Origin of the sequence: Pseudomonas sp. BP01, assembly GCF_022760795.1 — a bacterium.
GTDB lineage: Bacteria > Pseudomonadota > Gammaproteobacteria > Pseudomonadales > Pseudomonadaceae > Aquipseudomonas > Aquipseudomonas putida_Q.
On sequence record NZ_JAFBKA010000040.1, the window covers coordinates 17,364 to 28,207 of the forward strand.

A 10,844-nucleotide genomic window follows, 5' to 3' on the forward strand; every position below is an offset into this window, starting at 1 on the left:
TGCCAGATGACGGGCTGCAGAATTTTTTGCTCTTCTGTAGGGGATTGAATTCCAACGGAGCGGAAAGCGTGAATAAGAATATCTGTAAGGTCTTAGTGCTCGGGGCAATTTTGACCATGGCCTCGGCGTGCTCGTCATTGACCTCGTCGGACAATGGCACTTCAAGCGCGGTGCAGCAACTGTTTACGCTTGAACCAACGCCTGATCGCAATGCACTTCAGAAAACGGCCACAGGATACCTGGCTACTGTACTGGCTGATCCATCAACCCAAGAGATTACCTGGATCAAGGTAAACCCAGCGCTCGTCAGCAATGAAACTCAAGCGTTGGCAGTAACGCTATCAAACGGCAAAACGGCCGCGTTCAACCTTCGTGACTTCAATACCCTCACGGCGGGTATTGAAGGCTGGGTTGGTTACACGCCATCCACCTGGAAACAGACGCATGCGCCAGCGAGCTCTGCAGAGATGGACAACGACCCGTTTTATTACTTATCTATTGCCAAACAAGGCAGTCGTATAGTGGGCAATCTTGTAGTCGAAGGGCAGCGCTATCGAATTGACCCTGTCGGCGAGGGGCAATATGCACTGGTCAAAGTTGACGAGTCAAAGTTACCGCCGGAGGGTGAGCCCATCAGGGCTATCGAGGGATCAATCAAGGCCAGCCCAGCTTCGAGCGCGCCCGCCTCTACACACAGCATCATTAGGGTGCTTTTTGTCTCGACTAATCAATCGCGTACCAAGTATCCGGACTATCGGTTGCGCGTAGCGCAAGCGCTGCAGGATGCCAATCAATACCTAAGAAATAGTCAAGTTGAAGTTACCTATCAGTTGGCCGGATATTATGACGCAAACTACAACGAAACCGGTAGTTACGGCGCGCAGCTTGGTGAATTGAAGGGTGCCAATACCGACTTGGGCAGAGCTGTCTATCTGCAACGGGACGCGTTGAGGGCTGATCTTGTTTCAATGCTTTCGACATTCAGCGAAGTATGCGGTGTAGCTTATCAGCCCGCTTCCGGCAAGCAACTTGGTTACTCGGTATTCAGTTGCATAGGCGGCACGTTGGCGCATGAGCTAGGACATAACCTGGACGGGGGGCATGGGCTTGCAGGAACAGACCCGAGCAAAGGCTACAACCATGGTTATGAGCACGCTTCTCCGAAATTCCACACCATTATGCGGACATCCCACGGTGCGATCCCTTATTTTTCCAACCCGCGCATACAGCATCAAGGTGTAGCGATTGGTACCGTGCAAAACCATGACAATGCTCGCCGTTTCAACGAGTATCGGGAAACGGTGGCAAATTTTTACCCAGATCCTAGTCCTGAAATTCGCTTGCAGTTATATGGGACGAATGGCCGGGGTTGCTCCGTCCGTCTGAGTCCGGGTGGTAGCATTCTTCTCACATGGTTTACCGAATGCAAGGACAATGACGTGAATCCGGTAAGGGTTGAAGTGCGCGACTTTTACAGTGGTTCCACGCCCAGAAAACTATGTTTTGCGAATATTTTGTATACTGTAAATAGTTGCTATGAAGGAAGCAATTTTTCTGGAGATTTTGTTATCACTGATGTGCACTCCGGCAGTGGTAGGCCTGAGGGTTTTAGCTTTACAAAGAGACTGACAGGGCCAGTGTCTAGAGTGTCGTATGAGTGACTGATAGGGCTGTCCATGTCTGCCTCTAACAAATAAGGTGCCATGGTTCACCGCGTAGGTATGCACCATGGCGTCCAATAATTATTTACTCAAGGGAAGTCGTATGGTGCGTCCCAGATATTGAGGCGCACCCCCGTGCTGTTGTTCGACCAAGTATTTCAATTGTGCAATTGTTGTATTCCCAAAAGGCGCTGAGTGCGGGCCCGCCAGGTCCACGTGCAATAGCATCATCTCGCTAGCCGCCATCGCCTCAGTGAATCCCGCACGGTGCAGGCTGTGATAGACGTGAAGGCGTTTTCGATCAAAGCCGATGATTTGCGTCTGTACCCACACCTCGGTGCCGAGCTTTACCTCATGCAGGTAATTGATGTGGGCCTCCAGCGTGAACAATGAATGCCCACTCTGCCCACGGCTGTCGGCATCCAGGCCGATGCGTTCCATCAGCGCATCGGTGGCATAGCTGAAGATCAGCAGGTAATAGGCATCGCGCAGATGCCCGTTGTAGTCCACCCAGTCCTTCTGGACTTGGGTGCGGTAGGTGACAAGTGCGGGCATTGCTTGCTCCTCAATCGCCAAAGGCCATGCCGTGTTTGGCCTTGCTGGTCTTCACTGCCTCCAGCACCGCCAGCAGGGTGTCATCACGATAGCGCTCCAGCGCGGCGATGCTGCGTTCGCCCAGTTGCTCGGAGGTGCCGTCCACCACATCGTCGATCAACTTGTCGGTTAGCTCCGGCGCCGGCAGGTAGGTCCAGGGCAGCTTGAGGGCTGGCCCGAACTGCGACATGAAGTGGCGCATGCCCGCATCGCCACCGGCCAGGGTGTAGGTGAGGAAGGTGCCCATGAACGACCAGCGCAGGCCTGCGCCGAAGCGGATAGCATCGTCGATCTCGCCGGTGGTCGCCACGCCGTCGTTGACCAGGTGCAGGGCCTCGCGCCAGAGCGCTTCGAGCAGGCGGTCGGCGATGAAACCGGGCACTTCCTTGCGCACATGCAGCGGGCGCATACCCAGTGCGGTGTAGATGGTTTTTGCCGCCTCGATGGCTTCAGGCGCAGTACGGTTGCCGCCGACGATCTCGACCAGCGGCAGCAAGTACACCGGGTTGAACGGGTGGCCGACCACGCAGCGTTCGGGGTGGGTAGCCGACTCGTAGAATTCGCTGGGCAGCAGGCCTGAAGTGCTGGAACCGATGATGGCCTCGGGCTTGGCGGCGGCGCTGATTTTCGCGTGCAGGTCGAGCTTGAGGTCCAGCCGCTCCGGTGCGCTTTCCTGGATGAAATCGGCGTCGCGCACGCATTCTTCGATGGTGCTGACGAACTTCAGCCGGTTTTGTGATGCACCTTGCGCCAGGCCTTTTTTTTCCAGCGCTGGCCAAGCGTTGGCAATGCGCTTGCGCAGCGCTTGCTCGGCACCGGGCGCCGGGTCCCAGGCGACCACGTCCAGGCCGTGGGCAAGGGCGCGGGCAACCCAGCCGCTGCCGATTACGCCGCTACCCAAAGCGGCGAAGGTCTTGATCTCGGTGATGAAGGGCATATCAGTCTCCTGAAGTGATCAGCGGCGCTTGAGGTTCATTTTTTCCCGGCCTTCTGCCGGGGACAGGATGCGGCCACCCATGCGGGTGATGATCTCGCTCGCCCGTTCGACCAGTTGGCCGTTGCTGGCCAGCACGCCGCGGTCCAGGTACAGGTTGTCTTCCAGGCCGACCCGCACGTTGCCGCCGAGTAACACAGCTTGTGCAGCCATCGGCATTTGCATGCGGCCGATGCCAAAGCCGGCCCAGGTGACGTTGGCCGGCAGGTTGTCGACCATCGCCTTCATGGTGGTGGTGTCGGCCGGTGCGCCCCATGGAATGCCCAGGCACAGCTGGAACAGCGGGTCTTCGAGCAGGCCTTCCTTGATCATCTGCTTGGCGAACCACAGGTGGCCGGTGTCGAAGATTTCCAGTTCGGCTTTCACGCCCAGTTCGGTGATGCGTTTGGCGCCGGCGCGCAGTTGCGCCGGGGTGGAGACATAAATCGAATTGCCGTCGCCGAAGTTGAGCGTGCCGCAGTCTAGGGTGCAGATTTCTGGCAGCAGCGCCTCGACATGGGCCAGGCGTTCCAGCGGGCCGATCAGGTCGGTGCCCGGGCCGAACTCTAGGGGCGTTTCGCCCGGGCCGATTTCCAGGTCACCACCCATGCCGGCGGTGAGGTTGACGATGATGTCCACATCGGCTTCGCGGATGCGTTCCATGACTTCGCGGTAGAGGTTTACGTCGCGGCTGAAACGGCCGGTTTGCGGGTCGCGAACGTGGCAGTGGACCACGGTGGCGCCGGCTTTGGCAGCTTCGACGGCGGCTTCGGCGATCTGCTTGGGGGTGACCGGGACCAGGTGGCTTTTCGAGGCGGTGTCACCGGCGCCGGTGAGGGCGCAGGTGATGATGACGTCGTGGTTCATGGCGGGGTTCCTTGTGTTGTCTGTGCTGGCCCTATCGCCGGCAAGCCAGCTCCCACAGGGTTCGCGTGAACCCTGGGCGTAGGGAGAACCTGTGGGAGCGGGCGTGCCCGCGAAAGGGCCGGATCAGTTGGCAGTAAGCTTGAGGTTGTCCGCAGCCGGCTTGCCATCGAAGGTGGTCACACCCTCAAGCCAGCGCGCCTTGTCATCGGGGTGGTCTTTCAGCCACTGGCGGGCCGATTCCAGCGCATCCTTGTGGTCGAGCAGCGGCTGCATCATGCGGCTCTCGTCCTCGGCGCTGAAGTTCAGGTTGGCCAGCAAGCGGTGCGCATTGGGGCAGCGTTGGGCATAGTCCGGCGCGGTCACCGTCCACACCGTTGCGCGGCCTTCGTCCGGCCCCAGGGCGTCCTGGCTCTCGCCCAGGTAGGCCATGTCGATGTTCACATTCATCGGGTGCGGCGCCCAGCCGAAGAACACCACGGCCTCCTTGCGGCGCACGGCGCGGTCGACGGCAGCGAGCATGCCGGCCTCGCTGGACTCGACCAGCTGGAACTTGCCCAGGCCGAACTGGTTCTTGGTGATCATGGCCTTGATCTGGGTGTTGGCGCCGGAGCCGGGCTCGATGCCGTAGATCTTGCCGCCCAGCTCCTTCTCGAATTTGTGGATGTCGGCGAAGGTCTTCAGGCCTTTGTCATACAGGTACTTCGGCACTGCCAGGGTCGCCCGGGCATCTTCCAGGCTGGGCTTTTCCAGCACCTTCACCTGCTTGGCATCGATGAATGGGGTGATGGTCTGGGTCATGATCGGGTTCCAGTAACCCAAGAACATGTCCAGGCGCTTGTCGCGGATACCGGCGAAGATGATCTGCTGCGAGGCGCTGGTCTGTTTGGTCTGGTAGCCCAGGCCGTCGAGCAGCACCTGGGCCATGGCGCTGGTGGCGATGACGTCGGTCCAGTTGACCACGCCCAGGCGGACGTTCTTGCAGGCCGCATGCTCTGCGGCGAAAAGCGGGGAAGTGGCGATGCTGCTAAGGGCAAGGGTCAACAGGCTGCGGCGGATCAAGCTGTGCATGGTGGCTCTCCATCGGCAGTGCATATTGTTATGGGGTTCGGTCTCTCTGGGCCGTGTGAACACGCTACGCTGCACGCAGGGTGAAAAATCGCACCCTGGCGACCAACACTTGCACGGAGGCGACCACCTTTGCCGTGGAGCATGCAATGCTGCAAAACATTCACTTTCTGCTGTTGCCCGGGTTCTCGGCCATGGGCTTCATCAGTGCCCTGGAGCCGCTACGGGTAGCCAACCGGTTCAAGGGGCCGTCGTACCGCTGGCAGGTACTGAGCCTGGATGGCGGTGCGGTGCAGGCCAGCAACGGCATGTCGGTAAACGCCGATGCGGCCCTGGCCGCGGGCGAGCCTGCCGGCATTCTGCTGATCGTGGCCGGTTTCGATCCCCTGGCCTGTTATGGCCCGGCGCTGCAACAGGCGCTACGCCGCCTGGATCATGAAGGGGTGATATTGGGCGGCATCGATACCGGCGCCGTTGTACTGGCCGAGGCCGGCCTGCTCGACGGCCACCGCGCCACTGTGCACTGGGAGGCGCTGGAGGCGTTCAAGGAAAACTACCCGAGCCTGCAGGCCACCCAGGAACTGTTCGAGATCGACCGGAGGCGCATCACCTGCGCTGGGGGTACGGCGTCGATCGACCTGATGCTTGACCTGATTGCACAGGCTCACGGCAGCGAGCTGGCAGTGCAGGTGTCGGAACAATTCGTGCTCGGGCGTATCCGCCAGCGACAGGACCATCAGCGCATGCAGATTGCCAGCCGCTATGGCATCAGCAACAAGAAGCTGGTGAAGGTGATTGGCGAAATGGAGCGCAACACCGAGCAGCCGCTCAATACCCAGGTGCTGGCAGAAGCGGTGCAGGTGACCCGGCGCCAGCTGGAGCGGCTGTTTCGCGTGCACCTGGACGACACGCCCAGTGGGTTCTATTTGCGGCTGCGGCTGGACAAGGCACGGCAGTTGTTGCGCCAGACCGACATGAGTGTGCTGGAGGTGGGGGTGGCTTGCGGGTTCGAGTCGGCTTCGTACTTTACCCGCTGTTACCGGGCGCGGTACCAGCGTTGCCCGCGGGAGGACAGGTTGGCCAGGGCAGTTTGATTTCCTCTTGCACAGGCCCTATCGCCGGCAAGCCAGCTCCCACAGGTATTGCACAGGTTTTGAATGCTGTGGGGTACCTGTGGGAGCTGGCTTGCCGGCGATAGGGCCTGTGCAGGAAACAGGGATTTCACTGCTGGCCAATGGACTGAAGGTACTCCGACCGGTCATCACTGCGCTGCGCCACGCAAGTATCCCACGCCGCCTGGAACGCCTTGCTCCCCGCCTTTTCGGCATAGGTTTCGACCTTGCAATCGGCATCGCGCAACTGCGTCCACAGCTTTTCGGCTGCATCCATGCGCCCGATCAGGGCAGTGGCCTGGTCGCCTTCGTCGGCATATTGATCGCGGATGCGCTGGATCAAGTCATCGTAAGCCGACTTCAACTCCCGCTCGGCCGTCTGCTTGTTGAACGCCGCGCAGGCGTAGGTCTGCTGGTCGGTCTCGACGTTGTCGCACGGGGTGCTTTCTTCCTCGCCGGCCTGGGCGCCGGATACGACGGCCAGCAATACCAGCCATGCCAATAATTTCATCCCTTTTCTCCTCAACAGGCTGACGAATCGCAGGGATTCTCGCTCAGACGAAGGCGCGGTGGTAGCCACCTGTCCAAATGTTCATAAAGCAGCCAGAAATGTCGTTATCGAGACTGTCTCTCATCGCCAGAAGGCGTGCCAGAGGGCGTGTTGTCGCGCATTGACGCTTTCGGCAAACCCCCTGTCGTTTTTGCATCGGGGCGCCTTTGGGCACAGGCATATGCTGGCCCCAAAGCGCCGACACAAGGTTTGGCGCCAACATTCAATAAAAGGGGACAGCCTGATGAGCCCAGCCGAACTTCACGCCGACAGCATCGTCATCGACGGCCTGATCATTGCCAAATGGAACCGCGAGCTGTTCGAGGACATGCGCAAAGGCGGGCTGACTGCGGCCAACTGCACGGTGTCGGTCTGGGAAGGCTTCAAGGCAACCGTCGACCAGATCGCCGCCAGCCAGAAGCTGATCCGCGACAACGGCGACCTGGTGATGCCGGTGCGCACCACCGCCGACATCCGCAAGGCCAAGGAACTGGGCAAGACCGGCATCCTGTTCGGCTTCCAGAACGCCCATGCATTCGAAGACCAGATCGCCTACGTGGATGTGTTCAAGCAGCTGGGCGTGGGCATCGTGCAGATGTGCTACAACACCCAGAACCTGGTAGGCACCGGTTGCTACGAGCGTGACGGCGGCTTGTCGGGCTTCGGCCGCGAGATCGTGGCGGAAATGAACCGCGTCGGCATCATGTGCGACCTGTCCCACGTCGGCTCCAAGACCTCCGAAGAGGTCATCCTCGAATCGAAAAAACCGGTCTGCTACTCCCACTGCCTGCCGTCGGGCCTTAAAGAGCACCCGCGCAACAAGTCGGACGCAGAGCTGAAGTTCATCGCCGACCACGGCGGCTTCGTCGGCGTGACCATGTTCGCGCCGTTCCTTGCCAAAGGCATCGACTCGACCATCGACGACTACGCCGAAGCCATCGAGTACACCATGAACATCGTCGGTGAAGACGCCATCGGTATCGGCACCGACTTCACCCAGGGCCATGGCCAGGAGTTCTTCGAGTACCTGACCCATGACAAGGGCTACGCCCGTCGCCTGACCAACTTCGGCAAGATCATCAACCCGCTGGGCATCCGCACCGTGGGCGAATTCCCCAACCTCACCGAAACCTTGCTCAAGCGCGGCCACTCCGAGCGTGTGGTGCGCAAGATCATGGGCGAGAACTGGGTCAACGTCCTCAAGGACGTCTGGGGCGAGTAAGCCGCTCTCCAAGCCTGATAGCCCCTGCCAGCAACGCCGGGGCACCCACATAAAAATTTGTATGGAGTTGAGTTTCCATGGCCAAGATCGCCCCGCAATTGCCAATCGAAGTCGACAGCGAGACCGGTGTCTGGACCAGCGACGCCTTGCCGATGCTGTACGTGCCGCGCCATTTCTTCGTCAACAACCACATGGGCATCGAGGAAGTGCTGGGCGCCGACGCCTACGCCGAGATCCTCTACAAGGCCGGCTACAAGTCCGCCTGGCACTGGTGTGAGAAAGAAGCCGAGTGCCATGGCCTGGAAGGCGTGGCGGTGTTCGAGCACTACATGAAGCGCCTGTCCCAGCGTGGCTGGGGCCTGTTCGAGATCCAGGACATCGACCTGGACAAAGGCACCTGCAGCGTCAAGCTCAAGCATTCGGCGTTCGTGTACGTGTACGGCAAGGTTGGCCGCAAGGTCGACTACATGTTCACCGGCTGGTTCGCCGGCGCAATGGACCAGATTCTCGCTGCCCGTGGCAGCTCGATCCGCACCGTGGCCGAACAAGTCTACGGTGGGTCGGAAGAAGGCCACGAAGATGGCCTGTTCGTTACAAAGCCGTTGTAAGCCGGAGATAGCGTCATGGCATTCGAAGCAATGTTCCAGCCGATCCAGATCGGCAAACTGACCATCCGCAACCGCGTGCTCAGCACCGCGCACGCCGAGGTCTACGCCACTGACGGCGGCATGACGACCGACCGCTACGTGAAGTACTACGAAGAGAAGGCCAAGGGCGGCATCGGCCTGGCGATCTGCGGCGGCTCGTCCGTCGTCGCCATCGACAGCCCGCAGGAATGGTGGGCGTCGGTCAACCTGTCGACCGACCGCATCATCCCGCACTTCCAGAACCTGGCCGACGCCATGCACAAGCATGGCGCCAAGATCATGATCCAGATTACCCACATGGGCCGTCGCTCGCGCTGGGACGGCTTCAACTGGCCTACCCTGATGTCGCCGTCGGGCATCCGCGAACCGGTGCACCGCGCCACCTGCAAGACCATCGAGGTGGAAGAGATCTGGCGCGTCATCGGCAACTACGCGCAGGCTGCGCGGCGTGCTAAAGAGGGCGGGCTGGACGGCGTGGAACTGTCGGCGGTGCACCAGCACATGATCGACCAGTTCTGGAGCCCGCGGGTCAACAAGCGTACCGACGAATGGGGCGGCACGTTTGAAGGCCGCATGAAGTTCGGCCTGGAAGTATTGAAAGCCGTGCGCGCCGAAGTGGGCGACGACTTCTGCGTGGGCATGCGTATCTGTGGCGACGAGTTCCACCCGGATGGCCTCAGCCACGAGGACATGAAGCAGATTGCCGCCTACTACGACGGCACCGGCATGCTCGACTTCATTGGCGTGGTTGGTTCGGGTTGCGACACCCACAACACCCTGGCCAACGTCATCCCCAACATGAGCTACCCGCCAGAGCCGTTCCTGCACCTGGCGGCCGGCATCAAGGAAGTGGTCAAGGTCCCGGTGCTGCACGCGCAGAACATCAAGGACCCGAACCAGGCCACGCGCATCCTTGAAGGCGGCTACGTGGACATGGTCGGCATGACCCGTGCGCACATGGCCGACCCGCACCTGATTGCCAAGATCAAGATGGGCCAGATTGACCAGATCAAGCAGTGCGTTGGTGCCAACTACTGCATCGACCGCCAGTACCAGGGCCTGGATGTACTGTGCATCCAGAACGCCGCGACCTCCCGTGAATACATGGGTGTGCCGCACATCATCGAGAAGACCACCGGCGTCAAACGCAAGGTGGTGGTGGTTGGCGCAGGCCCGGCCGGCATGGAAGCAGCCCGCGTGGCCGCCGAACGTGGCCACGATGTGACCCTGTTCGAGAAGAAAGACCAGATCGGCGGGCAGATCACCATTGCCGCCAAGGCACCGCAGCGTGACCAGATCGCCGGCATCACCCGCTGGTATCAGCTGGAGCTGGCGCGCCTGAAAGTGGACCTGCGCCTGGGTACCGCTGCCAGCGTGGACGCCATCCAGGACCTGCGCCCGGACGTTATCGTGCTGGCGGTGGGCGGCCATCCGTTCGTCGAGCAGAACGAGCACTGGGGCGCTGCCGAAGGGCTGGTGGTCAGCAGCTGGGATGTGCTCGACGGCAAGGTTGCGCCGGGCAAGAACGTGCTGGTGTACGACACCATTTGTGAATTCACCGGCATGTCGGCAGCAGACTACATTGCCGACAAAGGCAGCCAGGTAGAAATCGTCACCGACGACATCAAGCCGGGCGTGGCCATGGGCGGCACGACCTTCCCGACCTACTACCGCAGCATGTACCCGAAGGAAGTGATCATGACCGGCGACATGATGCTGGAAAAGGTCTACCGCGAAGGCGACAAGCTAGTGGCGGTGCTGGAGAACGAATACACCGGCGCCAAGGAAGAACGCGTGGTCGACCAGGTGGTGATCGAGAACGGCGTGCGGCCTGATGAAGCGCTGTACTACGCGCTGAAGGACGGCTCGCGCAACAAGGGCCAGATCGATGTGGAGGCGCTGTTCGCCATCAAGCCGCAGCCGATCCTCAGCCAGCCGGGCGAAGGCTACCTGCTGTATCGCATCGGCGACTGCGTGGCCCAGCGCAACGTGCATGCGGCGATCTACGACGCCTTGCGGCTGTGCAAGGATTTCTGATCCAGCGCGCCTAAACGCCGTAGACCCCTGTGGGAGCGGGCTTGCCCCGCGAATGCGTCAGCACCAACAACGATGTTGTCAGGCCGGACGTCTTCGCGGGACAAGCCCGCTCCCAC

General features: G+C 60.6%; 10 protein-coding genes. 5 read left to right on the forward strand and 5 right to left on the reverse strand.

Translation table 11 applies throughout. The features are described from left to right. Positions 1-68 precede the first annotated feature (68 nt). A complete protein-coding gene (locus JOY50_RS25565; protein WP_243056050.1) occupies positions 69-1,661 on the forward strand; it encodes a reprolysin-like metallopeptidase in 1,593 nt (530 codons plus the stop codon). An 81-nt stretch (positions 1,662-1,742) separates the two neighbouring features. On the opposite strand, the gene JOY50_RS25570 is transcribed toward JOY50_RS25565, so the two are convergent. From JOY50_RS25570 to choX, 4 genes are all read right to left on the reverse strand, one after another. Next, complete coding sequence (locus JOY50_RS25570; protein WP_138736479.1) at positions 1,743-2,216, reverse strand: thioesterase family protein; 474 nt, start codon at positions 2,214-2,216, stop codon at positions 1,743-1,745. Between the two features lie 10 nt (positions 2,217-2,226). Continuing rightward, on the reverse strand, positions 2,227-3,192 hold the full coding sequence (locus JOY50_RS25575) for an L-carnitine dehydrogenase (RefSeq protein WP_243056051.1): 966 nt from the start codon (positions 3,190-3,192) through the stop codon (positions 2,227-2,229). An 18-nt stretch (positions 3,193-3,210) separates the two neighbouring features. Continuing rightward, complete coding sequence (locus JOY50_RS25580; protein WP_132842916.1) at positions 3,211-4,095, reverse strand: 3-keto-5-aminohexanoate cleavage protein; 885 nt, start codon at positions 4,093-4,095, stop codon at positions 3,211-3,213. A 123-nt stretch (positions 4,096-4,218) separates the two neighbouring features. Further along, complete coding sequence (gene choX / locus JOY50_RS25585) at positions 4,219-5,163, reverse strand: choline ABC transporter substrate-binding protein (protein ID WP_243056052.1); 945 nt, start codon at positions 5,161-5,163, stop codon at positions 4,219-4,221. A gap of 146 nt (positions 5,164-5,309) precedes the next feature. Here choX and JOY50_RS25590 point away from each other — a divergent pair, with 146 nt between their 5' ends. Further along, a complete protein-coding gene (locus tag JOY50_RS25590; RefSeq protein ID WP_132842924.1) occupies positions 5,310-6,254 on the forward strand; it encodes a GlxA family transcriptional regulator in 945 nt (314 codons plus the stop codon). A 127-nt stretch (positions 6,255-6,381) separates the two neighbouring features. Here JOY50_RS25590 and JOY50_RS25595 read toward each other — a convergent pair whose 3' ends face one another. After that, entirely contained in the window at positions 6,382-6,783 is a 402-nt protein-coding gene (locus tag JOY50_RS25595; RefSeq protein ID WP_132842927.1) for a lysozyme inhibitor LprI family protein, read from the reverse strand. A gap of 283 nt (positions 6,784-7,066) precedes the next feature. Here JOY50_RS25595 and JOY50_RS25600 point away from each other — a divergent pair, with 283 nt between their 5' ends. From JOY50_RS25600 to dgcA, 3 genes are all read left to right on the forward strand, one after another. After that, the gene (locus tag JOY50_RS25600; RefSeq protein WP_019470203.1) at positions 7,067-8,044 is read left to right on the forward strand and encodes a dipeptidase; all 978 of its coding nucleotides are present in this window, start codon (positions 7,067-7,069) and stop codon (positions 8,042-8,044) included. Between the two features lie 77 nt (positions 8,045-8,121). After that, positions 8,122-8,652, forward strand: a complete 531-nt coding sequence (locus JOY50_RS25605; protein ID WP_019470202.1) for a DUF5943 domain-containing protein — start codon at positions 8,122-8,124, stop codon at positions 8,650-8,652. A 15-nt stretch (positions 8,653-8,667) separates the two neighbouring features. Next, the gene (gene dgcA, locus JOY50_RS25610; protein WP_016484521.1) at positions 8,668-10,728 is read left to right on the forward strand and encodes a dimethylglycine demethylation protein DgcA; all 2,061 of its coding nucleotides are present in this window, start codon (positions 8,668-8,670) and stop codon (positions 10,726-10,728) included. Positions 10,729-10,844: the final 116 nt, after the last annotated feature.

Bases quoted from the DNA above. Each gene is read 5' to 3' on its own strand.
- JOY50_RS25570 (WP_138736479.1), bottom strand. From the start codon at position 2,216: ATGCCCGCACTTGTCACCTACCGCACCCAAGTCCAGAAGGACTGGGTG.
- JOY50_RS25575 (WP_243056051.1), bottom strand. From the start codon at position 3,192: ATGCCCTTCATCACCGAGATCAAGACCTTCGCCGCTTTGGGTAGCGGC.
- JOY50_RS25580 (WP_132842916.1), bottom strand. From the start codon at position 4,095: ATGAACCACGACGTCATCATCACCTGCGCCCTCACCGGCGCCGGTGAC.
- choX (WP_243056052.1), bottom strand. From the start codon at position 5,163: ATGCACAGCTTGATCCGCCGCAGCCTGTTGACCCTTGCCCTTAGCAGC.
- JOY50_RS25590 (WP_132842924.1), top strand. From the start codon at position 5,310: ATGCTGCAAAACATTCACTTTCTGCTGTTGCCCGGGTTCTCGGCCATG.
- JOY50_RS25595 (WP_132842927.1), bottom strand. From the start codon at position 6,783: ATGAAATTATTGGCATGGCTGGTATTGCTGGCCGTCGTATCCGGCGCC.
- JOY50_RS25600 (WP_019470203.1), top strand. From the start codon at position 7,067: ATGAGCCCAGCCGAACTTCACGCCGACAGCATCGTCATCGACGGCCTG.
- JOY50_RS25605 (WP_019470202.1), top strand. From the start codon at position 8,122: ATGGCCAAGATCGCCCCGCAATTGCCAATCGAAGTCGACAGCGAGACC.
- dgcA (WP_016484521.1), top strand. From the start codon at position 8,668: ATGGCATTCGAAGCAATGTTCCAGCCGATCCAGATCGGCAAACTGACC.